The sequence below is a fragment of the Nostoc sp. ChiVER01 genome (assembly GCF_034531155.1).
Lineage (GTDB): Bacteria > Cyanobacteriota > Cyanobacteriia > Cyanobacteriales > Nostocaceae > Nostoc.
On sequence record NZ_JAVRBS010000005.1, the window covers coordinates 184,315 to 209,710 of the forward strand.

At 40.4% G+C, this 25,396-nt stretch carries 20 protein-coding genes; 12 read left to right on the forward strand and 8 right to left on the reverse strand.

The features are described from left to right. Positions 1-353 precede the first annotated feature (353 nt). Positions 354-2,804, forward strand: a complete 2,451-nt coding sequence (locus RMY00_RS09350; RefSeq protein ID WP_416212059.1) for an ATP-binding protein — start codon at positions 354-356, stop codon at positions 2,802-2,804. Further along, the gene (locus RMY00_RS09355) at positions 2,801-4,096 is read left to right on the forward strand and encodes a response regulator (RefSeq protein ID WP_322647267.1); all 1,296 of its coding nucleotides are present in this window, start codon (positions 2,801-2,803) and stop codon (positions 4,094-4,096) included. Before RMY00_RS09350 ends, RMY00_RS09355 begins: the two co-directional genes overlap by 4 nt. Before the next feature lie 183 nt (positions 4,097-4,279). Here RMY00_RS09355 and RMY00_RS09360 read toward each other — a convergent pair whose 3' ends face one another. Then, positions 4,280-6,043, reverse strand: coding sequence for a serine/threonine-protein kinase (locus tag RMY00_RS09360; protein WP_322647268.1), 1,764 nt, complete (start codon positions 6,041-6,043; stop codon positions 4,280-4,282). A 282-nt stretch (positions 6,044-6,325) separates the two neighbouring features. Between RMY00_RS09360 and RMY00_RS09365 the strand changes: the two genes are divergently transcribed. Then, positions 6,326-6,988: a Uma2 family endonuclease gene (locus RMY00_RS09365; RefSeq protein ID WP_322647269.1), complete on the forward strand. Its 663-nt coding sequence runs from the start codon at positions 6,326-6,328 to the stop codon at positions 6,986-6,988. Between the two features lie 82 nt (positions 6,989-7,070). Here the strand turns inward: RMY00_RS09365 and RMY00_RS09370 are convergent, their stop codons facing one another. Continuing rightward, positions 7,071-8,624 (reverse strand): GTP-binding protein, encoded by a 1,554-nt coding sequence (locus RMY00_RS09370; RefSeq protein ID WP_322647270.1) that lies wholly within the window; start codon positions 8,622-8,624, stop codon positions 7,071-7,073. A gap of 427 nt (positions 8,625-9,051) precedes the next feature. On the opposite strand from RMY00_RS09370, the gene RMY00_RS09375 reads away from it, so the two are divergent. The 4 genes from RMY00_RS09375 to RMY00_RS09390 all read left to right on the forward strand — a co-directional run bounded on the left by RMY00_RS09375 (position 9,052) and on the right by RMY00_RS09390 (position 12,628). Next, entirely contained in the window at positions 9,052-10,755 is a 1,704-nt protein-coding gene (locus tag RMY00_RS09375) for an ATP-binding protein (RefSeq protein WP_322647271.1), read from the forward strand. A 129-nt stretch (positions 10,756-10,884) separates the two neighbouring features. After that, on the forward strand, positions 10,885-11,409 hold the full coding sequence (locus RMY00_RS09380; RefSeq protein WP_322647272.1) for a DUF937 domain-containing protein: 525 nt from the start codon (positions 10,885-10,887) through the stop codon (positions 11,407-11,409). Between the two features lie 125 nt (positions 11,410-11,534). Beyond that, positions 11,535-12,089, forward strand: coding sequence for a pyridoxamine 5'-phosphate oxidase family protein (locus RMY00_RS09385; RefSeq protein WP_322647273.1), 555 nt, complete (start codon positions 11,535-11,537; stop codon positions 12,087-12,089). A gap of 32 nt (positions 12,090-12,121) precedes the next feature. Continuing rightward, a complete protein-coding gene (locus RMY00_RS09390) occupies positions 12,122-12,628 on the forward strand; it encodes a GNAT family N-acetyltransferase (protein ID WP_322647274.1) in 507 nt (168 codons plus the stop codon). 127 nt (positions 12,629-12,755) lie between these two features. Here the strand turns inward: RMY00_RS09390 and RMY00_RS09395 are convergent, their stop codons facing one another. The 3 genes from RMY00_RS09395 to RMY00_RS09405 all read right to left on the reverse strand — a co-directional run bounded on the left by RMY00_RS09395 (position 12,756) and on the right by RMY00_RS09405 (position 13,921). Next, positions 12,756-12,932 (reverse strand): hypothetical protein, encoded by a 177-nt coding sequence (locus RMY00_RS09395; protein WP_322647275.1) that lies wholly within the window; start codon positions 12,930-12,932, stop codon positions 12,756-12,758. A gap of 270 nt (positions 12,933-13,202) precedes the next feature. Further along, a complete protein-coding gene (gene arfB / locus RMY00_RS09400; protein ID WP_322647276.1) occupies positions 13,203-13,619 on the reverse strand; it encodes an alternative ribosome rescue aminoacyl-tRNA hydrolase ArfB in 417 nt (138 codons plus the stop codon). A gap of 47 nt (positions 13,620-13,666) precedes the next feature. Beyond that, on the reverse strand, positions 13,667-13,921 hold the full coding sequence (locus RMY00_RS09405) for an RNA-binding S4 domain-containing protein (protein WP_322647277.1): 255 nt from the start codon (positions 13,919-13,921) through the stop codon (positions 13,667-13,669). Positions 13,922-14,623: 702 nt separating this feature from the next. On the opposite strand from RMY00_RS09405, the gene dpdE reads away from it, so the two are divergent. Continuing rightward, positions 14,624-17,932 (forward strand): protein DpdE, encoded by a 3,309-nt coding sequence (gene dpdE / locus RMY00_RS09410; RefSeq protein WP_322647278.1) that lies wholly within the window; start codon positions 14,624-14,626, stop codon positions 17,930-17,932. 142 nt (positions 17,933-18,074) lie between these two features. Here the strand turns inward: dpdE and RMY00_RS09415 are convergent, their stop codons facing one another. Then, entirely contained in the window at positions 18,075-19,646 is a 1,572-nt protein-coding gene (locus tag RMY00_RS09415) for an adenosine deaminase (protein ID WP_322647279.1), read from the reverse strand. A gap of 336 nt (positions 19,647-19,982) precedes the next feature. On the opposite strand from RMY00_RS09415, the gene RMY00_RS09420 reads away from it, so the two are divergent. Together RMY00_RS09420 and RMY00_RS09425 are read left to right on the forward strand one after the other, a co-directional pair. Then, positions 19,983-21,077, forward strand: a complete 1,095-nt coding sequence (locus RMY00_RS09420; RefSeq protein WP_322647280.1) for a DUF4350 domain-containing protein — start codon at positions 19,983-19,985, stop codon at positions 21,075-21,077. A 56-nt stretch (positions 21,078-21,133) separates the two neighbouring features. Then, the gene (locus RMY00_RS09425) at positions 21,134-22,084 is read left to right on the forward strand and encodes a MoxR family ATPase (RefSeq protein ID WP_322647281.1); all 951 of its coding nucleotides are present in this window, start codon (positions 21,134-21,136) and stop codon (positions 22,082-22,084) included. Positions 22,085-22,719: 635 nt separating this feature from the next. Here RMY00_RS09425 and RMY00_RS09430 read toward each other — a convergent pair. After that, a complete protein-coding gene (locus RMY00_RS09430; protein ID WP_322647282.1) occupies positions 22,720-22,917 on the reverse strand; it encodes a fluoride efflux transporter FluC in 198 nt (65 codons plus the stop codon). A gap of 235 nt (positions 22,918-23,152) precedes the next feature. Here RMY00_RS09430 and RMY00_RS09435 point away from each other — a divergent pair, with 235 nt between their 5' ends. Both RMY00_RS09435 and RMY00_RS09440 read left to right on the forward strand, forming a co-directional pair. Next, complete coding sequence (locus tag RMY00_RS09435) at positions 23,153-23,632, forward strand: YbjN domain-containing protein (RefSeq protein WP_322647283.1); 480 nt, start codon at positions 23,153-23,155, stop codon at positions 23,630-23,632. 79 nt (positions 23,633-23,711) lie between these two features. Further along, positions 23,712-24,440 carry a biotin/lipoate A/B protein ligase family protein gene (locus RMY00_RS09440; protein WP_322647284.1) on the forward strand — a complete coding sequence of 243 codons (729 nt, stop codon included), beginning with the start codon at positions 23,712-23,714 and terminating at the stop codon, positions 24,438-24,440. On the opposite strand, the gene RMY00_RS09445 is transcribed toward RMY00_RS09440, so the two are convergent. Then, the gene (locus RMY00_RS09445; protein WP_322647285.1) at positions 24,437-25,045 is read right to left on the reverse strand and encodes an HD domain-containing protein; all 609 of its coding nucleotides are present in this window, start codon (positions 25,043-25,045) and stop codon (positions 24,437-24,439) included. The genes RMY00_RS09440 and RMY00_RS09445 overlap by 4 nt on opposite strands. Positions 25,046-25,396: the final 351 nt, after the last annotated feature.

Here is a 25,396-nt window from a genome sequence, read left to right on the forward strand (position 1 = left end):
ACTTTTGACTTTTACCTCGCGCTACTATAGCAGTCCTAAATCTGAACAATAAGATCCCCAACTTCTTAAAGAAGTCGGGGATCTGAGTCTCTCGATTTTCACAACTCATTTAGAATTTCTATAGTACATTAACAATTTGAGATTCCGAATTGTTAACAACACTTTTTATAGCCAATAATTAGAATTTTAGTTGATATTCTTTAATATCAACTAAAAACTTATAATACACGTCGTCACTATAAATTTATTAATTATTTTATCAAAAGCTGTGAGCATCGGTAGTTTCTTGGGCAATCTAAACATAACCTAGAATTTCTTCTTGTCGAACTATGCCATTAAGGAGCTAACCCTTGATACGAGCAAACTCCAGCCTATCAGCAACTAACAGAGAAAGTCATCCCTCACAAAATTTACTAATTCGATTTATTCTTGGCGGCACTACCCTTATAGTCAGTATTTCTGCTTACTTTAGCTATCAAGCTGCTAGAAATATGATGCTCAAAGATTTGAGACATAGTGCTTTTTTAGAGGTACAGAGAGGGGGTGCTGAAATTGAGGAGTGGTTACACGTTCGCCAAGTGGAGGTACAAACCCTAGCGAATACTTCAACTGTACGTTCTTTAAACTGGTTTGTAGCAGAACCTTATTTAAAGGCAGAAGTCAAGCGAATTCATGAATTTTTCTTTTTTCAAATAGCTACCCCAGATGGTTCATATTCCAATACAAAAGTTGGTCGAGCAAATAAAAATATTCGGGATCGAGACTACTTTCAAAAAGCAATTGCGGGAAATACTAACATTTCCGATCCCTTTATTAGCCGTTCTACAGGAATTTCTTTAATTGCGATCGCCACCCCGATCTGGTCAAATTCTGCTAACAGTAGTTCACCGATCGGAGCCTTCCAGGGCAATGTGAAAGTTGATCGCATTGCAGAGGTTATCAATTCCCTGCACTACGGCACGAACAGCTATGCTTTTGCTCTCAATTCTCAAGGACAAGCGATCGTCCATCCTAACTCGGCGTTAATGTCAACCATAGAAAAACCTGCACCCAGCCTGCTGAAAATTAACGATCGCAATTTAAATGCGATCGCGCAGCAGATGGTAAACAAACAACAGGGAATTGAGTTAATGGAAATTGACGGCACTAAAAAGTATGTAGCTTATCTGCCGTTGCAAGCCGCTAATTGGTCTGTGGCTTTAGTGATTCCCCGCGAAAATATCGAATCTCGATTACAATTCCTTGATTTAATCGCCTTAATTGTTGGTGGATTGACAGTCACCATGATCACCGTCTTGTGGCAAGTACAAGCATTTGAACAAGCTGAACTGAAAAAATCTAAAGCTGCGGCTGATACAGCTAACCATGCTAAAAGTGAATTTTTAGCCAACATGAGTCATGAACTGCGGACACCTTTGAATGGCATTCTCGGCTGTGCCCAAATTTTACTGCGTTCCCCAGCTTTGCCGAATCAAGAACAATATCATATCAATATTATTGAACAATGCGGCTCTCATTTGCTGACTTTAATTAATGACATTTTGGATCTCTCCAAAATTGAAGCAAAAAAGCTAGAACTGCATCCAGTTGATGTGCATTTACCATCTTTTCTCCAAGGAATTGTGGAAATATGCCAGATTCGGGCAAAACAAAAAGGCATTTTGTTTGTTTATAAACCCGCGAGTAACTTACCTACAGGGGTTCATGTTGATGTCAAAAGATTACGTCAGGTGCTATTAAATCTGTTGGGAAATGCCATCAAATTTACAGATCAAGGTCAGGTTACTTTCAATATTGAAGTAATCGATCAACCTCCCAGCGATCAACAAATAGTAAAACATCGCCTTCGCTGCACCGTAGAAGATACAGGAATTGGTATAACTCCCGCAGAATTGAGCAAAATTTTCTTGCCATTTGAACAAGTGGGTGATAAAAAGCGCCAAGCTGAAGGTACAGGGCTAGGTTTAGCTATTACTCGACAGTTAGTACAGATGATGGGTAGCGATATCTATGTTAAGAGTCAGATCGGTCAGGGGAGTTGCTTCTGGTTTGAGTTGGAGATTCCCGAAGCAACAGACTGGGTACAATCTGCGATGTCTACGACGGGCTACGCCTACGCATCATCAGAGAAACAAATCATTGGCTTTGAGGGTAGCCCCTACACCATACTGATGGTAGACGATCGCTGGGAGAATCGCACAGTGATTACAAACTTACTGCAACCACTGGGTTTTAATGTAGTTGAAGCCAGCAATGGTAAAGAAAGTTTAGAAATAGCGATCGCCCTCAAACCAGACTTAATCATCACAGATTTGCTGATGCCAGAAATGGACGGGTTTGAGTTAATTGAACACCTACGTCACACTCCAGAAATTCATAATGTCAAGATTATTGTTTCTTCCGCTAGTGTCTTTGAAGCCGACAAACATCGCAGTCTGCAAGCTGGAGGTAACGCCTTCTTAAGCAAACCTGTACATGTAGATGAATTATTGGATCAATTAGAACAATATTTAAATTTGGTATGGATTTATAAGCAATCTCAGCCTGATGAAGAAAAAGCCAAAGAAGTAACAGCAAATAGCCAATCTGCTCGATTAATCTCTCCTTCTTCCCAAGTATTGCAGGAACTAGTTACTTTAGCCAGTAAAGGTAACTTCAATGCTATTCTCAAGTGGGCCGATCAACTGGAGGAAACAGACATAACTTTTGCGCCATTTGCTAATCAACTAAGGCAACTAGCAAGACAATTTGATGAAGATTTAATCCTCAATTTCTTGAATCAATATGTAATAGAAACAGTATGAAAAATACTATTGAAGACCAAAAAAAATCTATCAATTACGCTTTTTCTAAGGGAATTATTTTAATCGTTGACGATAACCCTGCTAATTTACAAGTTTTATCCAGCTTTCTAGATCAGTCTAGTTTTGAAGTTTGGGCAGCACGGAGCGGTGAGAGAGCCATTCAGCGATTAGAAAATGATGATTTACCTGATTTAATCTTGCTGGATATAATGATGCCCGGTATAGATGGTTTTGAAACTTGTAAACAGCTAAAAAGCAATCCTCGTGTCCAAGATATTCCGGTCATTTTTATGACAGCACTCTCAGAAACTGCTGATAAAATCAAAGGTTTGCAATTGGGAGCCGTAGACTACATTACCAAACCTTTTCAACAAGAAGAAGTCTTAGTACGGATTGAAAATCATCTAAAGCTGAGAAACTTGACGAAAACCTTAATCGCGAAAAACACCGAATTAGAACAGACTCAAACTCAACTGATTCAAGCAGAAAAGGTAGCAGCTTTAGGCCAAATTACAGCCGGAATTGCTCATGAAGTTAATAATCCTATCAATTTTATAGCTGGCAACTTAAATTTTGTTCAACAGTATGTACAGGAGGTAGTTAGTTTACTCTATCTCTATCAGAAATATCTACCCAATCCACCAGAAGAAATTAAAACCGCGATTCAAAAAAGCGATCTCGAATTTTTGTTGAATGATTTATCTAAAATTATTCAATCCATGCAAGTTGGTACAGATCGTGTTACAGAAATTGTGTCATATTTAAACAATTTTTCACGACACAGAGAAACGGGTAAAAAACTAACTAACTTGCATGAAGGGTTAGATAGTACATTACTCATTCTCGGACATCGGTTTAAATATAATGCTCATCAACCAAGCATCAAATTAGTCAAAGAGTATGGAAGCTTGCCACTTGTTGAGTGTTTTCCTGGGGAAATTAATCAGGTTTTTATGAATTTAATTTGTAATGCGATCGATGCAATTGAAGAAAAATATAACAATCAAGATATTGAGAAAACTTATCAAAATCCGGGAGTTATTAAAATTAAAACTGAGGCAATTGGAGAGCAAGTTATTTTAAGAGTTGCTGACAATGGCTTAGGTATAAATAATAAAAATAAAACAAAAATATTCGATGCTTTTTACACAACAAAACCTATCGGAAAAGGAACAGGGCTTGGTCTATCTATTGCTTACCAAATTGTGGTGAATAATCATCACGGGAAGCTCACATACGATTCCAAACCAGGTGAAGGCATAGAATTTATCATTGAATTACCCATCCGATAATCATAGGGGCGCAATATATTGTTACCCTATTCGCATTTTAAAACAGTTCAGTTAAGCCTTAAATTGTTTTGTAGAGACGAAGAAAAGCAACATCTCTACATACCTAAAATCAATACCAAAAATCCTTAACCCAAGTGTATTATGTTATATCTAACTAGTCTATGAATCAACAAATTGCTGTAACTAGCGAATATTAACCTCTTGCAAATAATTTCCTCCTTGAATATATTCAATATTAGTGGCTGAGTTTTTAGAGAAAAATGAATCTTTCCTTTTTACAGAAGCAACACTTTGATAATTAGTCAGTAGTTGTTGTTTTTGAGTATATTCATTCAATTTGACTTGAGCTTGAGCATAAACTAGAGTATCGTTGGGAATTTTTCGGAGAAATTTTACAGCTTGATCAAAATCACCAACAAATGCTTGTTTATAGGCTTTCTGTAAAAAGTAAGCTGCTCTAATTTGGCGCTTTCGATTGTACTCAGCTAACTTGTCTTGAACTAAAGCACCCGCACGACTTTCTTTAGGAATTTGCCGCAGATATTGTAAAGCAGCAGAAAAATCTTTTGTATCGGCACTATCGTAAGCTTTTGTTAATAAATCTTGCGTCTGTGCTTCAATGTTGATGTATGCTTGCTGAACTAATTTATCTGTTTTAGATTGCCAATATGAAATATTTGGAATTTTCGCAACTGCATGAATAACATCTGACCATTTGCTCTCATGGAAAGCTGTTTGAGCTATTTGGTATTGCTGTGCAGCTACTTGCCATTGCTCTTGCCATTCTTCAATTGTGGCTTGCGCTTCTGGATAAACATTGCTGTGGGAGGGAATTGATTTAGCAAGTGCGATCGCTTCTTCTAAATCTCCTGCTTGATATTCTTGTGTAGCTTTAGATAAAGTTTCTGTTTCTGAGTATGCAGGTGCAGCATTAATTAAAGAATATACACCAAATCCCATTACTAAAGAATTAGCCGCCAGTCCTACTTTCATTCCTGTTAATAACGGAGATGAATTTCCAGATGTAGAATTATTATTTTCAATCGCCGCTTCTATAGGGAATTCATCATCTGCTTCTAATATTTCTAGTGGCTGTTCCCATATTATTTGTTTGAGTACCCGCAGCACCTCACTGGCAGACTGAAAGCGGTCTTGGTAATTGTAGCGGATCATTTGGCTGAGAACAGCAGCTAGATAATCGTTAACTGGCGTGTTTTCTGAACGCCAAGCAATTTCATTAGTATAAGGATCAGCTTTTAATTTGAGTGGTTCTAAGCCAGTTAAAGCCTGGATGGCAATCATACCCAAAGCATAAATATCACTGTTGGGCTGTGTTTCTCCAATAAATTGCTCTGGTGGTATATACCCCAATGAAGTGACAGGAATTCTATGAATGGGCAATTCTGCACCTATGCCAAAATCGATAGACTGGATTGAGCCAAAGTCAATCAAAACTAACTTGCGTTCGGCATCACTATTACGTCTAATCAAGTTTTCCGGTTTGATGTCGCAATGGATCACCCCTTGAGAGTGAACAAATTCCAGAATACCTAAGACATCTATCAGGAATTCTACAACTTCTCTTTCACTCCACAGACACCCCCATTCTTGATCTATGGGCAATTCCGCAGCCAACGCATGTCCTTCAATCCACTCTTGGACTAAATAAAATCGCTCGTTTTCTTCAAAGCAGGCGATAAATTCAGGAATTTGATGATGGCTTCCCAAAAGCTTGAGGGTTTGGGTTTCAGCCTGAAACAGTAACCTCAGCATCTCCAAGTAGCCAGATTCGGAACTATTAACTTTAATCTGCTTAACAACGCATTTGGGATTCTCTGGATAATCTACGTCTACAGCTATGTATGTTTGTCCAAATACACCTGCACCCAGGCTTTGGATAATTTGGTAACGCCCTTGTAGTAATTTACCGATTATGTGGTAGGTCATGGCCTGGTTACTCAGTAGTTCTTTTATTTACTTTTCCTGCCATTCCCACCTGTTTCCGGAATACTTTAGAAATAAATGACTAAATTTTTGATACTGGAATATAAGTTTAATTTTTAAGTATTTTTGCGTAATGAAATATAATTTTTTATTAAAATTCGTATCTTTTATTTCATTGATTATTTTCGATGAAATTCAAGCAAAAATGTCTGATGTGCAACCTGAGTTACCCTTGAGTTATGAGCAAATAAGTTTAAATTTTGATTTTGGGATTGAGGACTACTTATGTTCAACTACAATCCGCTAGACTGCCTACCTTCATCGGTAGAATTACCAGATTCTGATGATACACCTGTGGATAACGAACTGCAAATATTAGTTCCTAATTTGTTATTAGCTACTTTAGCTTTAATCTGGCAAAACCGTGATGATTGGTTTTTCGGCATTAACATGGGAATTTATTATACACCCAGTAACCCTGCCATTGTTCCAGATGGATTTCTCAGCTTGGGTGTAGAACGGTTTGTTGGAGAAAATGGACGTTCTAGTTATGTTCTTTGGGAAGAAGATGGAATTGTGCCAATTTTAGCTTTAGAGGTTGTTTCTCAAACTTACAACGGTGAATACGAACAAAAGAAAATAGATGATGCCAACTTAGGTATTTTGTATTATGTAATTTATGCTCCAACACGTTTGCGACGAAAGCGACAACGTTTAGAAGTTTACCGTTTAGTTGAGGGTAAATACATTTTACAACCAGGAGATAAACTCTGGATGCCTGAAATTGGTTTAGGTATTGGAATTGAAAGAGGAACCTATCAAGAAAAAACACGGGAATGGCTATATTGGTATGACGAAAATAATAGTAGATATTTAACGCCAGAAGAACAATTGCAAAACATTTTAGCTAAATTACAACAGCAAAAAATTGACCCTAACACACTTTAAATATGTGTTTTCAATAGTTGCTGTTTGATTCATATCTTTTAATTTTGAATTTTACCCGCATAATATTTGAATTTTGAATTGTTTAATTATTAATTTCTTCATCATGTTCGACTAATTCAGCTTTATCTTGTAATGGCTTCACTACCCGTGCGATCGCTTCTTGAATAAAAGCCTTAATAAACTCATCTCTGCGATTAATTTGAAACTGTCGCTGCACAACTTCTGTCATTCCACCATCACCCCAATCTTGGTCATGACGAAAATATTCAATAAAACTTTTACCAGCAATTCGCGTTAAATAAGCTGCTGTCACGCCTTGAATTGCTCTCCCAATAATAAAGGTAGCAACATTGAGTTGCAAAGCTGTAGATAATAATTGAATTGCTCCTTTAACAATGCCCAAACTAGCGATGGTTTTCGCTAAAGAAAGGGCTAACTCTCGTCCCCGTTCCATATTTAATTCACAGCCGTAAACTCTGCCAATTTCCACAACCATTTGAGCATTGACAGCAGCCGTCGCCAGCAAATCTACCACTGGTATCGGCGTAACTGATACCACACCAGCACCAATCCACTGAAAGCGTTCTACGATTTTGTCAGCTTGACGGCGACGCTGGCCATCGATGAGTTTTCGGGCTTCGTCTCCCAATCGCAGAGATTGTAAAAGAATGTTATCTGCTACCAAATCTTCACCCTCAGCGCGTAAAACAGCAGCCGTGCGCCGCAGCAAAGGGACAATATCGGGTTCCGGTTGGAAGGTTTCGCCAGTTTCTAATTGTGCAGGTTGGGGATTAGCAGCGATCGCTACCACATCATTAGTAGCAATAAATCCCCGTACCCGTTGACGCAACCTTGCAAGGATGGATTCTTTATCTTCATCTGTATATAAATCAGTTTTGTTGAGAACTAAAAGCGATCGCTTGCCAATTTCTGCTAATCCCCGCAGTGGTTCATATTCTGAGCGCCGTAAGTCATTATCTACCACAAACAAGAGTAAATCGGCTTCTGTGGCCAGTTCTCGGGCCATTTGTTCCCGTTCCGTTCCCGCCACCCCTGCTTCTAAAATTCCTGGGGTATCGGTAATTAAAATCTTGCGTTCTAATCCCTTCAACCGTAGACAATAGGTTTCTCCAACCTGAGTTGTACCCATCGGTGCATCTACTTGACCGACCATGCGTCCCATAATCGCATTAACTAGGGAAGTTTTGCCAGCACTCCCCGTACCAAATACCACTACTTGAATTTCACCCCGTGCTAAGTTTGCTTCAATCTCCCGCGATTTACTTAATAAAGCTTGGCGTGCTACTTCATCTTGAATTTGCCCTACCTGTTGGCGCACAGCTTGGAGAGTTGTAGAAGCAGCATCAGATTTGCCAGCAGGAATTTGCGCCGCAGTTACTCGCTTTGGGTTACGGCGCGATCGCTTTTCTCCAGCTTGAATCACCAATACATAATAGACAAAAGCGGCAACCAACGCTCCAATGAGGACAATCAGCAGCAACAGCAGCAAATTGCCTAGTAACGGCGAATAAGACAATTGCCAATAGAGGCGCGATAGGGAATCAATTAGCCATAGGGCTAGCCCCAAAATGACGATCAGACCAACAATCAGCGTTACTATGCGTGACAGGGGCATGGCTGGGAAAGATTAGTGGGTATTCAGTAGGCAGATGCTTTTAATCTTAATAGTTTCACTATTTTTTACCAGAGTAGTAAGAAGCAGCTTTTGATTCAACCAAGAACGCTCATCTGCTTGACTAACAAAATTTTAAACCTCGCACTGCGTTTCTATCCCGCCTCGGAATGAATTCCGAGTCTTATAGCCCAAGTCCACTAAGCGTGGACTTTCGCTATCAGCCTGGAACTTCAGTTCTGAGCGGGATATTGTTCAGAAGAGAGATACTGCTAATCTTCATACTTTCAGTATTTTTGACCAGGGTAGAAAAAGTCCTTTTTGATAAACTGAGAGCGCATTTTGTATCAAATTGTGTTCCACTTGCGGCTGGATTTCTTGTTTTTGATAAAAAACCGCCTACTAAAAACATTCAACAGCGAGTTATGCCATGACTGCGACACCTAAATTTAGATACTTTAACTGGGTTCAACAAAAATTCCACCAGCTTAGTATTCGGCAAAAAATTTTTTGTGGGTACGGATTGGCTTTGGGAGTTGCAGTATTGGGAACAACGGCGGGGTTGATAATAGGCGATCGCTATTTCCAACAAGCCAGACAACATCATCTGTTGATAGATGAAGAGGGAAGCTTGTTAAGTAGTTTGCAAGGAGAACTGTTGCAAATACAGATCCACCAGCAACAAATAGTGCCTTTTTTACAACAACCGCAAGCGTTGCAAAGGGGAATTTCTAATTTTAAAAGCGATCTAGCGAATGCGGAAATATTACTTTCTCAGGCACAAGAATTTAGTCAAACTAATTCGCAAGGAGATTTACAAGCTCTGCTCAAAAAATATCACAGCCGGACAGCCGTATATTTTAAACAACTCAGGTCGCTGATTCAACAAATTTTGCCATTAAGTTCACAGCCAGAGGCGGCTATAAAAGCAGAGCAATTAATCTCGAAATTCAGTCAAAGTCAGGATGCTCTCAAGTATTATCAATTTGCCTATGAGTTAACCAACTTTACCAAAACACTTCAAGAACGCCAAGAGGAATCTGATGTAGCCAAAGAAAAGGCTGCACTCATGCAAGCTGAGATTATTATTGGTAGTATGCTGCTGTCAGTGGCGATCGCTGCTATTCTGGCTTTCTACACAAGTAAAATCATCGCCCATCCCATTAACACGGTGACAAAGATTGCCCAAAGAGTTACCCAAGAAGCCAATTTTGACTTGCAAGCGCCTGTCACCACAGAAGATGAAGTAGGGGCCTTAACTAGCTCCCTTAACCAGCTAATTCAACAGGTGAAGCACCTTTTAGAAGAACAACAAGCCGAGGCCCAAGTCCGACTAATTCAAAGTGAGAAAATGTCTAGTTTAGGACGGATGCTGGCTGGTGTAGCTCACGAAATTAATAATCCGATAAATTTCATTTCTGGCAACCTCATACACGCGAAAACCTATACTGACGATTTATTATCGCTACTACAAACATACAAAGCTGAAGTTCCTGATCCTTCCACTGCTTTGCAAACTTTAACAGAAGAAATTGATTTGGAGTTTCTGGAAGTAGATTTGCCGAAACTCTTCAACTCTATGACAATTGGTACTGACCGCACACGAGAAATTGTCCGAAGTTTAAAAGATTTCTCTCGTTTAGATGACGGGGAAGCGCAGTTAGTAGAGCTACATGCTTGTATAGATAGTACACTATTGATTCTGAACAATCGCCTGAAAAATCGTATTAACCTTGTTCGCAGCTATGGAGAAATTCCACCGATTCCAGGCTACACAGGCTTACTTTATCAGGTATTTATGAATATTCTTAGCAATGCCATTGATGCTTTGGAGCAAAAATCGGCTGATAATCTCGAATTTATGCCTGAAATTACCATTATTACAGAATGTTGGCAGAATGATTTGGTGATAGTGCGAATTGCAGACAACGGCTCTGGTATTTCGCCAGAAAATCAGAAAAAGATATTTGATACATTTTTCACAACCAAACCACGAGGTATTGGTACTGGTTTGGGGCTAGCGATCGCACATCAGATTGTGGTAGAAAAACATCAGGGTAAAATTACTTGCCAATCTGAGTTAAATCAAGGTACAGAGTTTGTGTTGGCTCTGCCTAGAGCAGGTATCGCTTAATCGATTTATCATCCTTAAGCTAGTAGCTTTTAAAATTTTATTCGTTCACTATGAAGCTCGCGTGTTCTAATTTATTAGTGGACTTACGCCAGTTTTGGCAAGCTTTTTCAGAACAAAGAGAGAAAACTTATGGGACTTTTCGATCAAATTCTTGGTGCCGTTGCTAATCCCAATCAACAAGGCAGCTTAGGTCAATTGGGAAGTATCGTTAACAGTGTACAACAGATGAGCGATCGCACTGGCACAGACCCTTCTACCATCCAATCAGTTTTGTCAATTGTCGGTAGTCAAGTGCGTTCTGCTTTACAACAAAAGCAAGCCACAGATGGTAATGAAGCTGCACAAAGTCTAGTTAATCAATATGCTGGGACTTCACCTAACCCCCAAGCCGTCAATTCGTTGTTTTCTCCTCAGATACAACAACAGGTAGCTCAAGTTGCTGCCGGGCGCACTGGATTGGATGCTGGTATAGTTCAACAATTGCTGCCTTTAGCAGTACCTTTAGTACTGAATTTTTTGCAATCAGGTGCAAATGCTCAAAATCCCCAAGCTGGCGGTAACTCTGTACTGAATTCCTTCTTGGATGCTGATGGCGATGGTGATGTCGATATCGCTGACGCCATCCAAATGGCTAGTCGGTATATGCAAAGGTAACACTTCTTAACTCCTCACTCCTAACTCCCCACTCCCTTAAACACCAACAGTTAGCCCTTGCTAGATTTTTAGCTAAGGCATAGGCTGAGAAGATAGAAAATTAGTAAATATATATCAGACAGTCTATGGCTAAAGTTTTTGACTGTATTACTGAGGAACAGCAAGGCTTTATTGCAGCCCAACACCTATTCTTTGTTGGCTCTGCACCCTTGAGTCCTACAGGTCATGTTAACCTGTCTCCTAAAGGTTTAGGCTGCTTTCGCGTCCTCTCTCCCAACCGAGTAGCTTATTTAGACCTTACAGGCAGTGGTAACGAAACATCGGCACACTTGCAAGAAAATGGGCGAATAACCTTCATGTTTTGCGCCTTTGAGGAACCCGCCTGTATATTACGTCTTTACGGTCAAGGAAAGACTATTTTACCGAGTTCTCCAGATTGGGACTCTCTGTATTCTTTGTTTGTACCGATGCCTGGAACTCGTCAAATTATCGTCGCTGACATTGAAAAAATACAGACTTCCTGTGGTTTTGGCGTACCACTTTATGAATATCAAGGTGAGCGCGAGACTTTAGTAAACTGGGCTAGTAAAAAAGGTGAAGAGGGAGTTCGAGAATATCAACAGCAGAAAAATCTCGTTAGCATTGACGGTTTAGCCACACCACTGAGTAAATTATCTTAAATTTTACAAAAGCGAACTTTGGGGGATGAGTTATGGATTATTCTATTCGTCCACTCACACAGCAAGATGAGCCTTTTCTTTGGCAAATGCTTTACGAAGCAGCCCATCTGGAAGAAGAAGGTAATTTGACAGTGCAGGATGCAATGAATAATCCTGATTTGGCAAAATATGTTAAAGATTGGGGACGTAAAGATGATAGCGGCTTTGTCGCTATTTTGAAAAGTAGTAATCAACCAGTAGGAACGGCATGGCTGCGTTTATTGACAGGTGAAAATAAAGGATATGGCTATGTTGATGACGAAATTCCTGAACTAGCTATTGCTATTCTTCCTCAACATAGAAATAAAGGTATAGGAACGCAGTTACTCACACATTTGTTAGCAGCAGCTAAAACATCTTATCCATCAATATCACTTAGTACAAGAGCAACAAATCCAGCCGTGGGTTTATATAAACGATTTGGCTGGGAAGTTCTTGCTAACAGTGAGATAATCAATCGAGTTGGTAGTATCTCTTTTAAGATGAAAATTGATTTTTAAGCTCAAATGCCGCTTGTAGGGAGTGTAAACTAAGAAAGCCGCCAAAGCGATCGCAGCTTGCAAGCGGCTTTTTCATGTAATATCACAATAGTTGTGAAATTTCTATCTTCAATTGGAAATTTTGCTTTTATGACCCTTTAGGATCGGTGTCACCACCAATTATTACTTGAAATAAGTTTCCTAATATAGAGAAAAACGCCGAAACGAACACTATTATCATTAAACTAGCAAGGGCAGCAAAGGGAGAGATGATGAATAAGAGTAAGAGTGCAAGCATCAAAATTGTTAGTAATGTCTTATTCATCTTTTTCACCTTTAATAGTTACTACTCTCAAGCTAACCAGCTAAGTAATGATATTGACTACAGTCAATAGAAGGAATTAGTCTTAGTTCTATGGGAAGATTTTGCAACAAAATTGATTGCCAAAGTCTAATGTCAATTCGCAATTCGCAATTCGCAATTCATAATGGGCTACGCCCCGCTACGCTAACGCAATTAAGAAACTTAGATGCAGTAAGGCTTTCGTGATTTATATCTGTTACCTCTTTTTGGAGAATTGGTATATTTTATAAATCAATAATCGGTGACTTCTGCCCTGTTAGACTTAATCTGTCCGCGCTTAGTTTTGTAGTCAAGGCGCTTTCTTTGAGAACTGCGAGTTGGTTTCGTGGGTTTGCGTTTTATCGTCACTACAACTGCGCTTTGAATGAGTTCTTGAAGTCGTTTCAAAGCTGACTCTCGATTGTTTTCTTGGCTTCGGTGTTCTTGCGCTTTGATTACAACAACTCCGTCCTGAGTGATGCGGCGATCGTTTAGCTTTAAAAGCTGTTCTTTATAATAATTGGGTAATGATGAAGCCGCAATATCAAAGCGCAAGTGAATCGCTGTGGAAACCTTATTCACATTTTGACCTCCCGCTCCTTGCGAACGAATCGCACTAATTTCAATCTCACTCTGTGGGATAATAACTTTGTTGGAAATTTGCAGCATTAATCACAAGGGAAAAGAGGAACTTGTAAATTTAAGATAACAATTATTTACTCGATTTCTTCGGTAGAATCTATTACTACGTCTTGGTCTTCATTGTTGTCCAAATTCACCTCTAAAGTATTTCCTGCTATTGTCACTTTATCACCTGGCACTAGTCGCCGCCCTCGTCGGGTTTCTAGCATACCGTTGACTTGGACATCACCACCTTGAATCATCAGCTTGGCTTGGCCTCCACTTGGCACTATACCCATCAACTTTAAATATTGATTTAACTTAATTGTGTTGTCTCTGATTTTCTTCATACTAAATAAAACTACTTCATCTTAATTGTATCGTGGCGTTATCAAGCCAAAACGTGAATTATTTGCATAGTCAGGCAATAGGCAACAGTAAAGAAACCTGTTTGAGTTCTACTGAACTTTTTCACGCAATCAAATATGAGTTCTATATTGCAATGCAGTTCAGTTAAACATTTCTTTTTTTCTTTGCGTCCTTGGCGGTAGGCTGCGGCAAGCCGTTCGCGTAGCGTCTCGTAGAGAAGCGTCTACGTTCAAAAAAACTGACTTTGACAAAGGATTTTAGCGTTAACTGAACCGTATTGCCCTATATTGCACCACATAATTACCTAAGTAGAGTATTTCATTAATTTGTAGCGAATTTAGCAATACCTTGTAATGCAATGCCAATGCGTCCCGATGTATTTAAAAATGCTACTGCTTAGGTAAACTTTTAGAACGAAAATCAACGTTTGGGCTGATTTTACTAATTGGAGGTTGTGTAATAGTTTTCGGATAAGCCTAACAATCTTCCTTTTGGTCTGGAAAAAGGTTAAAGAGCAAGGGGGTAAAGAGGAATTTAAACCCTTACCCTTGGGCTATGGCGATCGCTATAACAAAAACTGTGATGCCAGTTTATTATCTATAATGTTGATCGACAAAACTGCCAGATATAGGCGAACAAACAAGTCTGGAAGGTTCTTTTAGTGTGTTCAGGGGACTGGATCTATGATTAAGCTCGGTTTATTGGTACAGTCCCAGAATAACTCTTTGGGTATAGGAAAAGTTACGGAAATATTTGATACCAATGCGAACGTTGAGTATTTCTGCTCTGTAGGGCAACGTCTGCAAAAAACTTTACCTTTAAGTTCTCTCTCTGAAGTCAGGCTTGAACCACAAGCTAGATGCTATATTAAGTCCCAAACCCAGGATAAATGGATAGTTGGCAGAGTTTTCATCTGGGATGAAGATACAGAAATGTATCAAATTGATTTACCAGATAAGAAAACTGCGATCGCTACTGAAGAAGACATTTACGTTCGTTGTAATCTCCCAAACACTGACCCCATCGAAACTCTGGCGATGAAGGGTCACGAAACGCCCTACTTCCACGACAAAAGATTGGCTTTCGTCAAATCCTTGATTAAGCAACGCGCTGTCAGTCGCGGGATGACGGGACTGATTTCGGCAAATATCAATCTTTATCCTCATCAAGTTGAAGTTGTGCGGCGGGTACTGGAAGACCCAATTCAACGCTACTTGCTAGCAGACGAGGTGGGACTGGGAAAAACCATCGAAGCAGGTGCGATTCTGCGTCAATTCCTTCTGGATGAACCAAAAAAAAATGCGGTGGTATTAGTTCCGCAATATTTGCTCAAACAATGGCGGCTTGAGTTAGAAAATAAGTTTTACATTTCCCATTTTGGCAAACGGGTAGCGGTGTTGGCGGTTGAAGATATTCATAAAATCAACCTGAAAGCGAAGATAGGCTGCTTAATTTTAGATGAAGCCCATCATATTGCAGCAATGGCAACCTCTAAGGATGCAGCAGTACGCGAACGTTTTCAGACTTGCAAAGAACTTGCTCATAAAAGCGATCGCTTACTTTTATTATCTGCCACTCCTGTTCTCAATCACGAGCAAGATTTTCTGGCTATGTTGCACTTGCTCGACCCAACAACCTATAAAATTGGTGATTTAGCAGGTTTTCGCGCCAAAGTTGCCAGCCGTCAGCAAATTGGTAAAGTTCTGCTCTCTTTTAAAGAAGGTGCGGAGCCTGCTGTCCTCAAAAGCAATTTGCAGCAACTACGAAACCTCTTTGCTGAGGATGAGTATTTACTGAAGCTGGCGGATGATTTAGAAAATTCACCAGCAAATTCTACCGAGCAAGAGCAAATCCTGCAAGCGATTCGCGTCCATGTCAGCGATATCTATCGACTACACCGCCGAATGCTTCGCAACCGTCGCGCTGCGGTGGAAGATGTGATATTTGACCGCAATTTTACGCCGAAAGAAGAGTATGATTTAGACGAGCGATCGCTTGATATCCACGAACTACTCAATCAATGGCGTAATGTTGCTCCTAGTGAAAAGCAGTATCAGCGAATTTTTCTGTTATTATTCCTAGCTGCTGGTACTTGGTTGGGCATTTTAGAGCAGGTAATTACCGCCCGGTTAACTGGTAAACCTCATGCTAAACTAATCCACGAGTTTAAAGAAGATGATATTCGCCTATTAACTACAACCCCCAAATTTTCAGGCGAAGAAGAGATTCTGCAATCCTTGCTAAAAATTGTTCGTCAACCTCAAGAGGACGGACAACGGACGGAAAGTTTGAAAACATTGCTACTGAATCAGTTAGGTACATACTTCAAAATTCCTGCAAACGTTCGGAAAAATCAAAAGGAATTCATCACCAGGATACAGCAGAGAATTAAAAGACCAATTACTGGCGATATTCTGCCCAAATTTATTGTATTTACCAGTTTTGTGCAAACTTGTGGCGAAATCGTCCGGTATTTATCTGATAGCTTTGGTGCAGAGACAGTAGCCAGCCATCAATTGGGAGAACCACCAGATAAAGTTGAGGAAGGCTTAAATAGGTTCAAGAATAACCCAAACTGCTTTATTTTAGTATGCGATCGCTCTGGAGAAGAAGGGCGTAACCTCCAGTTTGCCGATTGGTTAATTCATTTTGACCTTCCTTGGTCGCCTAATCAATTAGAACAGAGAATTGGCAGACTTGACCGCATTGGCAGCAAAATTGGCATCCAATCTAGTGCCTTAATTGGCCCCTATTTGGAAGACAGCCCTCACAATGCTTGGTATAAAGTATTAAAAGATGGGTTTGGTATATTCCAACAATCAATTGCCAGCCTCCAGTTTTATGTAGATGAAAAACTTGCAGAATTAGAAACAGTTTTGTTTCAATCAGGTGCTGCTGGACTGTTAGAGATGATTCCGGCAATTCAAGAGCAAATTGAAGCTGAAATAGCAAAAATTAGCGAACAAAATGCTCTAGATGAAATTGATGCTAACGATGAAATTGCTACCGAGTATTTTCAAGAGCTAGATAATTACGATGCTTGTCATTTAGAAATTAAACGAGCAATTGAAGGCTGGATTTGTGATGCATTGGGATTTAGAGGACTCAATAATCCAGATTCATCAGAGATGCGACGTTATCAACCGACAACACGGACATTGGTTCCCATAAATGACTTAAAAAACCGTTTTGCTGAGAGTTCTCTAGACCAATTTGGTACTTATAATCGCAGGGTAGCAAACCAGAATCCTGGTATTAAACTCTTTCGAGTTGGGGAAGGATTTATTGAAGCACTCTGGAACTATATAAACTGGGATGACCGAGGTGAAGCCTTTGCTATGTGGCGCACTGATGCATCTTGGGACTCTAAAGAAGGGAAGGAATGGTTCGGTTTCCAATGCAATTATGTAGTCGAGGCAAATTTAAAACTTGCCAAACAAGTTTTACTAGATAACAAACTAGATAATTCTCAATTCAAAAACTTGCAGCGACGTGTTGATGCTCTATTTCCGCCAATTATAGAAACTATCTATGTTGATGGTCGCAAGGAGCCAATACGCACTGTTGAAGATAAAGCACTCTTAAGTATTCTGCAACGTCCATATAAAGATAAAAACAATAATCAAGGACGAGACTACAATCTGGCAAAAGAACGCTTAGGAATTATTGACGATTTTGTTGACCCTAGTAAATGGCAAAATTTTTGCTATCAAGTGCGTAATACTTCTTCAGAATTACTCTCTAATCGTCCCGATTTTATTGACTTATGCCAAAGTTGTGCTAAGGTCGCCGAAAAGAAATTAGCTAATAGAGTAGAACAATTACGGCTGCGTCTGAATCAGCAAAGTTGGGATAATGCATTAGCTGAAGAATTGCAGATAGAAACTGCTTTAAATGCAGCCATTTTAGAGGGAATTCGTCAGCCTCAAATTAGACTTGATTCTGTCGGTTTTATTGTTGTATCGGGGCGATCGCTTGTGCAATTTGAGTGATATTATCTACGGTTAAATAGCTTTAGTCATTGTAACAACCCCGCCCTATCTTAGGGGTGGGGTTTTTTAGCAACACATCCTTGGGTAAAAACGCGATGAATCGGGATATAATCGATTGCTTTACATTTTTGCTGAAAGTCAATCAAAGCCAGTTCTGCAATGACTCAAACCGAGCAAATTCCGACTCTAGCTGCCATTGAATCCGGGCGCGATCGCTCTTTTGCAAAAAAGCACTGCACCCTTGAGAAACAGAGGTTTCACCAGGGGTATCGCTTGCACAAGCTGAAACCATTGCCTTAAACTCAGGCGACTTCCAGAGACTATCTCCCGGAGCGAAACTATATTCTAAGCCATTGCGAGCCAGTCGCTTGAGGTCTTTATATCCCAGCCCATATCTGGTTGCTGCTAACAAATACTCATGACTCAAATCGATGCGGGAAACTCCTTCATCATCAGAAGCAAGGGTCATTGGTACTCCAGCCTTCCAATACTCCCTAAAAGGATGCTGATCTCCCTGGACATTCAAAATGACCTCATTACTGGTCAGGCAGATTTCGACCAAAACGCCGCGTCGCCGCATTTGCTCCATCAACTCGAAGGGACGCTCTTCAAAAAGTATATCTACGCCATGTCCGATGCGAGATGCCTGCGCCACTTCTACAGCTTGCCGAATATGGAAACGTAAAGCCTCTGTCGGAACCAAACCCAGAGTTAACTCTCCGGCATGGAGCGCGACCTTGACATTGGGATATTGGCGTTTTAAAAATTGCAGCATTTGCATTTGCAGGGTGTAGTCGCGCAGTGCAATCGGGTTGTCTTCTGGAGCGACGAGATTGATGCCAACTACCCGCTTTTGAGATGAAGCTAGTGCAAAGGCATAAGCTAACTGAGCAAACACTTCAACGGGCGACTTTGTTCTTGTCGTTTGCTGCAAATAACGCACCGTCACTGCACATCCAGGCTGTGCCAATGGAGTGCCGCAACCGAGTGTTTTCGAGACTTCGCGCTCCAACTCTGCAAGTTGCTGGCTGCCGAGTGTCACTCGCTCAGTTAATCCTCGTTTGAGCAATTGACGGTACATCTCTTGCAAATCTTTATTCCAACCAACTTCACGCCCTAGCTGTCGAACCTCACTGCCCTGAACGGTAAGCATTAACTCTAAATAGGTAATATGCTGCGATGCTGCCCGATTTGCTACTTCCGCAACCATATCATCCCGACGGCTTGTAGAGTCTGATATTGTCCCAAAACCACTAAAAGCCTCAAAAAATTGGTCGTGTCCTGATTTTCCAGCAAATCGGAGGTTACGAGTAGACCAACGATTTATTAGGGAATCATAAACAGATGTTCGGTTTAACAATTCTGAGGCGGGAAAATAGCTACTGTCCTGACCGCAAGCCTTAGGTTCAACTAAAGTCCCCGCCTGTGGATTTACACAATAGCCATCAGTGGCAGCCCACTCCAGATAGTGTTCTGCGTATACAGCCCCGCTTAGATGACTGTGGATATCTCCTCCCTTCGGCATTCGCTGTACAAATGCTCGTAAAGCGGCTGGCTGGGCGCGATGGGCTTCAAACCAACTAGCAGTTTCAGCTTCACTCCGAGTTGAGGACTGCTGCAAATTAGATGGGACTTGGGCTACTACACTGAAGATAAAACAGCTAGAACTCGTTAGTACTCCTAAAAACAAAGATAACCGCGCTCGTCTATGCATATAGATTTATTTTTTTGTAAAACATGACCAGAATTATCTGAGTTCTCATGCTGTTCAAAACCATCAACTATCAATCTTTATAAGCTAGATAAACTATAGCCTAAGATAGATACGTATTAATAAATTTTCTTATCCGCTCAATAAATTAGGGCAACCTACCAGTTTGGTGCGATCGCATATACTCTAATGTGCATAATTAAAATAACTTGTATGGTTTTTTACCACAGGTGTTTTAATCAGGATTTAAGAAAATTAATAATATTTTTGACTTTCCCTGAAAAATAAGTAAGTATTAACACTACTGATCCTGAAACACAGTGATTATAGTGATCGAAGATGAAACGTTCAAATCGCCTTGCTTGGATGGGAGCGATCGCACTCGCTGCGATCGTTTTACTTAGTTTATTTGCGGCTCCCAATAATACTAAAATTAGCGCTGGCTCTACTTATAACCGCGCCTCTGATGGCTATGGTGCTTGGTATGCTTTTATGCAACAACAGGGAACTTCTATCAAACGCTGGCAAAAGCCTTTTAGTGACATTCAGCCAGATAACAACCCTATTACCTTTCTACAAATAGGCGGCGATCCAAAGCAGACAACGCTGGATAGTCAAAAGCGTGAATGGGTAGAAAAAGGAAATACTTTGGTAATTTTAGGTGCGGGAGCGCGGGTTACAGAAGCACAGTTTAGCACTATGCAAAAATCCCCCCAAGGTAATATTAAAATTGATACACGTAGACGATATAAAAAAGCTAACTCTAAGCAAGTTGATTTAGGTGATCGCTTTGGTGCTGTTGTCTGGAAAGAAAGTTACAAGCAGGGAAAAGTAATTTTTTCTACCACTCCTTATTTAGCCGCCAACGCCTACCAAGATTATTTAAGTAATTTTAAATATTTAGCCAATTTGGTTACTCAAAAAGGTAACACAGTATTTGTTGATGAATACATCCACGGCTATAAAGATGCCGATGTCAGAAAGAAAGAAAGCGAAGCAGATTTATCTAGTTTTTTTGCTAAAACTCCTGTATTTCCAATATTGGTACAAGCAAGTATCCTGCTATTAGTATTAATTTGGGCGCAGAATCGCCGCTTTGGCAAGCCAGTAGCTTTAGATACACCAGTTTTAGACAACAGCGAGGCATACATCCAAGCTTTAGCAGGAGTCTTGCAGAAAGCTGATACCACCGACTTTGTTGTAGAGATGGTAGGTAAACAAGAACAACTACAACTCCAAAAAGCCTTGGGATTAGGGCAAATACCTTTAGAACGTGAAGCCTTGATCAATTTCTGGATAGAAAAAACAGGCGCAAGTGCAGCAGAACTGGATGCAGTTTTAAAGCTACAATCTCGTAAACAAGCTATCAGTGAACGAGAACTGTTAAGCTGGTTGGGGAAATGGCGGAACATTAGATTAATTCGTAATTCGTAATTAATTTTTGGAATTATGCATAATATTTCTGCGTTAGTTATTTATCAATAAAAAATATGAGCGAAACCCATCCTATCTTAATTCGCCTCGGTCAAGGTCTTAATCAAGTAATTGTCGGACAATCGGGCCTAATACAACAGCTTTTAGTAGGACTGCTAGCGGGTGGACATGTAATTTTAGAAGGAGTACCGGGGACTGGTAAAACTTTGCTAGTAAAAGTATTAGCGCAGTTAATCCAAGGAGAGTTTCGTCGAATTCAACTAACACCAGATGTCTTACCTTCAGATATTACTGGTACAAATATTTTTGATTTGAATAGCCGCAATTTTACTTTAAAAAAAGGGCCAATATTTACCGAAGTGCTGCTAGCAGACGAAATCAACCGTACTCCTCCCAAGACACAAGCAGCGCTACTAGAAGCGATGGAAGAGATGCAGGTAACATTGGATGGTGAAAGTTTACCCTTACCAGACTTATTTTGGGTAATTGCAACCCAAAATCCTTTAGAATTTGAGGGGACTTATCCCTTACCAGAGGCGCAGTTAGACAGATTTTTATTTAAGCTGATAGTAGATTACCCAGATCAAGCTGCCGAAAAGCAAATGTTACTGAATCGTCAAGCGGGTTTTGCAGCACGGCGTTTGGATATTAGCCGTTTGAAACCAATCGCAACAGTAGCCGACATTTTGCAAGCACGACAAGCAGTCAAAGAGGTTAAAGTATCAGAAGCGATCGTTGATTATTTGTTGGCGTTGGTGAGAACATCGCGTCAATATCCTGATTTAACTTTGGGTGCATCGCCTCGTGCTGCCGGTGCTTGGTTGCAGACATCTCAAGCATTAGCGTGGTTAGCTGGAAGAGATTTTGTAACACCAGATGATGTTAAAGCAGTTGCATCGCCACTGCTACGTCATCGTCTCATTTTGAAACCAGAAGCGATGCTGGATGGTTTACAAATGGATGCGGTAATTGCGTCGGTAATTAATCAAGTACCAGTTCCCAGGTAAAAGTAACGCCTGAAAGGAGGGAGGCGACTTAAGTTTCCTCTCTTTAATTAGAAATTATGAATTAATAATTATTTAACCTTTAAACGCTTCTTCTTGCTAAGAATACGCCGATTTGGATGCAAATCATTCCGACGATCGCACTGCCAACCCAATAAATTAATAGCATCGTAATACCTCCTTTTTATAAAAAACCTTTTGATTCCAAACCATAGGTAGAAAAAGTACTATATGCGCCACAGAAACCTGTTATCGTCATCAAGCGAAGTTCAGTTGAGATAATGCGAATATTCTTGACCACTAGAGTCAAAATATAATACCAATTTGAAAAAAGAATGCAACAAATAAACTATTTGTAGAGACGCGATTCATCGTGTCTTTAACCAAGAATGTGTTGCAATCATCAATTGAAATAGTATAAGCAATCAATAGACAGCCAGACACGTTAATTAAGAATGTGCGGAAAAGCCAATACGAAAAGCTTGGCGATCGCTACTCCAACAATCACTGCTCCCAAAGCTAAAATTGCACTCCCAGCCCAATAAAAAGCTGTGGCAACGGTTCGTTTGCTACGCCATAAAGTTAAAGTATCAAACCCATAGGTTGAAAAAGTGGTGTAATAACCTAAAAATCAAGTTCTAATAAGTAAATCCAATTCCTTGGGAAATCGTGAAAAAGAAGCCCATCGCTAAACATCCAATCAAATTAATAGCAAATGTTGCGTAGGGAAATTTTGTCCCCAATTTAGCTTTTGTCCATTCTGTAATATGAAACCAAGATAACGCCCCAGGAACCGCACCTGCCGCGATCGCTAAAACATTAGTTATGTCTAACATTAGTTACTATTTATCCTATGCTAAGGTTTGTTTATTATAAAAATAAAAATGGTGTGTCACAGTTACCTGAAACACACTGAAAATAGGCTTTTGGATCGCAACTTCACGATCGCGATCGCACCCCTACACTTTAGGCTTTTGGAAAGTAGACCAAAAGGAGGCTAAAACTAACTACCTCCACAAGTTATAAAGTATGTGTAGATAAGACAGCAAGTATGTTGAGGAAAAAATCTCTATGACAAGCTACCAAGAAACCGTACCTAGTAACGAATCCATTAATGAGCTAATTGCCGAGACGGCAAGCATTAACCATCTGGAGGTAATTGAGAATGTCATCGATTCTTTGGAACAAGATGACAGTGCGATGGTTAAGCGCACTCCAGAGGGTGGTCATCTCTGGAAGTTTAAGTACGGAAGTGTGGAAGTATTTGTCCAACTCAACGGGACAACCGATGAAGACACCATAACGGTTTGGTCTGCGGTGCTAAATTTACCTGCAAAGGATGAACCTAAGTTAATGCGGTATCTTTTAGAGTTAAACTGCTCTAGTACATTTGAAGCGCGTTTCGGTATTATTGAAAACCAGGTGGTTGTAATATCAACACGCACCTTAGCTGAGTTATCTCCAGGCGAAGTATCTCGACTCATTACCATTGTGGCAACGATCGCTGATAATAACGATGAAGCTTTACAATCTGAATTTGGTGCAACTTAAGGAATTTTGGATTTTAGGTCGCACCTTTGGTGTGCTTTCAGCGCAACTTGGATTTTAGATGGGGTAACTGTTGCATCGGATGCATACTAATCAGGTTTGGCGACTAATTCCTTTGCTAGAGGCAGACGGCAATGTGCAGATGGCGATTGACCGATGGTTGCTAGAACAACACTATTCGGGAAAGCACCCGCCAACTCTGCGCTTTTATACCTGGTCGCCACCTGCCATTTCTCTCGGCTATCATCAACGCCAATATCCTGAATATTGGCAACATTTAACTTGGCAAGGGCAAAAACTGGATTTAGTGCGGCGTCCCACTGGTGGACGAGCGGTGTTACACCAAGGTGATTTAACTTACGCTGTAGTCACATCTGGATTTACAGGTAGTCGCCTCCAAGTGTACGAAAAAATTTGTGAGTTTTTGATTCAAGGGTGGCGATCGCTCAACGTAGAATTACATTACGGTACAGAAGGGCGAGGTTACATCCATAACCCTAATTGTTTTGGTACTGCTACCAGTGCAGATTTAGTTTTGCCAGATAGTACCAAACTCATTGGTAGCGCTCAACTGCGGCGTGGTGCGGTAATTTTGCAACATGGTTCTATCCGTTTGCAACCCGATGCTGAACTGTTTGCTCAAGTATTTGGCGCAGAATCTTTTACAACTGTACAACTGCCTCAAAGTCTGAGTGTGGAAAATATTATTGCAGCTTTAGTTGCCGCAGCTAGCGATTGTTTTGATATGCAAATAGAGTTGAAACCCCTCTCGCAATCTGAGTGGGAAGCAATTTTGGCGCATCAGCCCTAAATCTTGAGAGTAGAAGTTTCTTTAAGATATCCTGCTGTCACACAATCATCAATCAGTTGTAAAACAAACGGCCACAGTTCCGGCGCACCTGTTTCTACTGGCGCTACTCGTTTCATCACCTGATCGCGCCTAATACCATGAATGCGCCAACTCCCGCCCTGAGTTTGTTGATTGTGCAGCAAAGGCTGTATACGGTCTAGGGCTGCGGCAAACTTGGCAGTAGTTGTTTCTCCCGCTTCAAACTCATCCCAGAGTAAACGCAACTCCTTACCTTGATCTGCTGGCAAAAGTCCAAATAAGCGTAACGCTGCTTGTGCTTCTCGTTCTGCCTTGCTGTCATTACCCTGCACATCGTAGCAGAAGGTATCACCTGCATCAATTTCTACCAAATCGTGAATTAGCAGCATTTTGATGGCATGGAATATATCAACACCCTCCGGGGCATATTCTGCTAATACACTTGTCATCACCGCTAAATGCCAAGAATGTTCTGCACTATTTTCTCGGCGTGACCCATCAGTGAGTAGGGTTTGGCGCATCACCTGTTTCAATTGGTCAATCTCAATGATGAACTGAATTTGTTGAGTCAGCCGACTATTTTGCACCTAGATTTCTTATTGGGGTGGGGTTGATTAGATTTTGGACTGTAGGTGATTATCTCAATAATTCTGGCGAATCTGCAAGGACTTTTTTTTGCATACCAATTAAAAAGCGCCTGGGAGTGTTGCCGTGTTTCCACCCCAAACGCTTTTTATTTTTAACTTGCTCCTCACACAATTAGATAATATCACTGCTTCTATCAAAAGGCGAGTATATTGAGTGACACTTTCAAAACTGCACCTACAATCCAATTTTTATATTTGTATATATAAATTAAAAAATGCCTGGGAGTGTTGCCGTGTTTCCACCCCAGGCATTTTTTATTCTTAACTTGCTCCTCACACACAAATAAACAT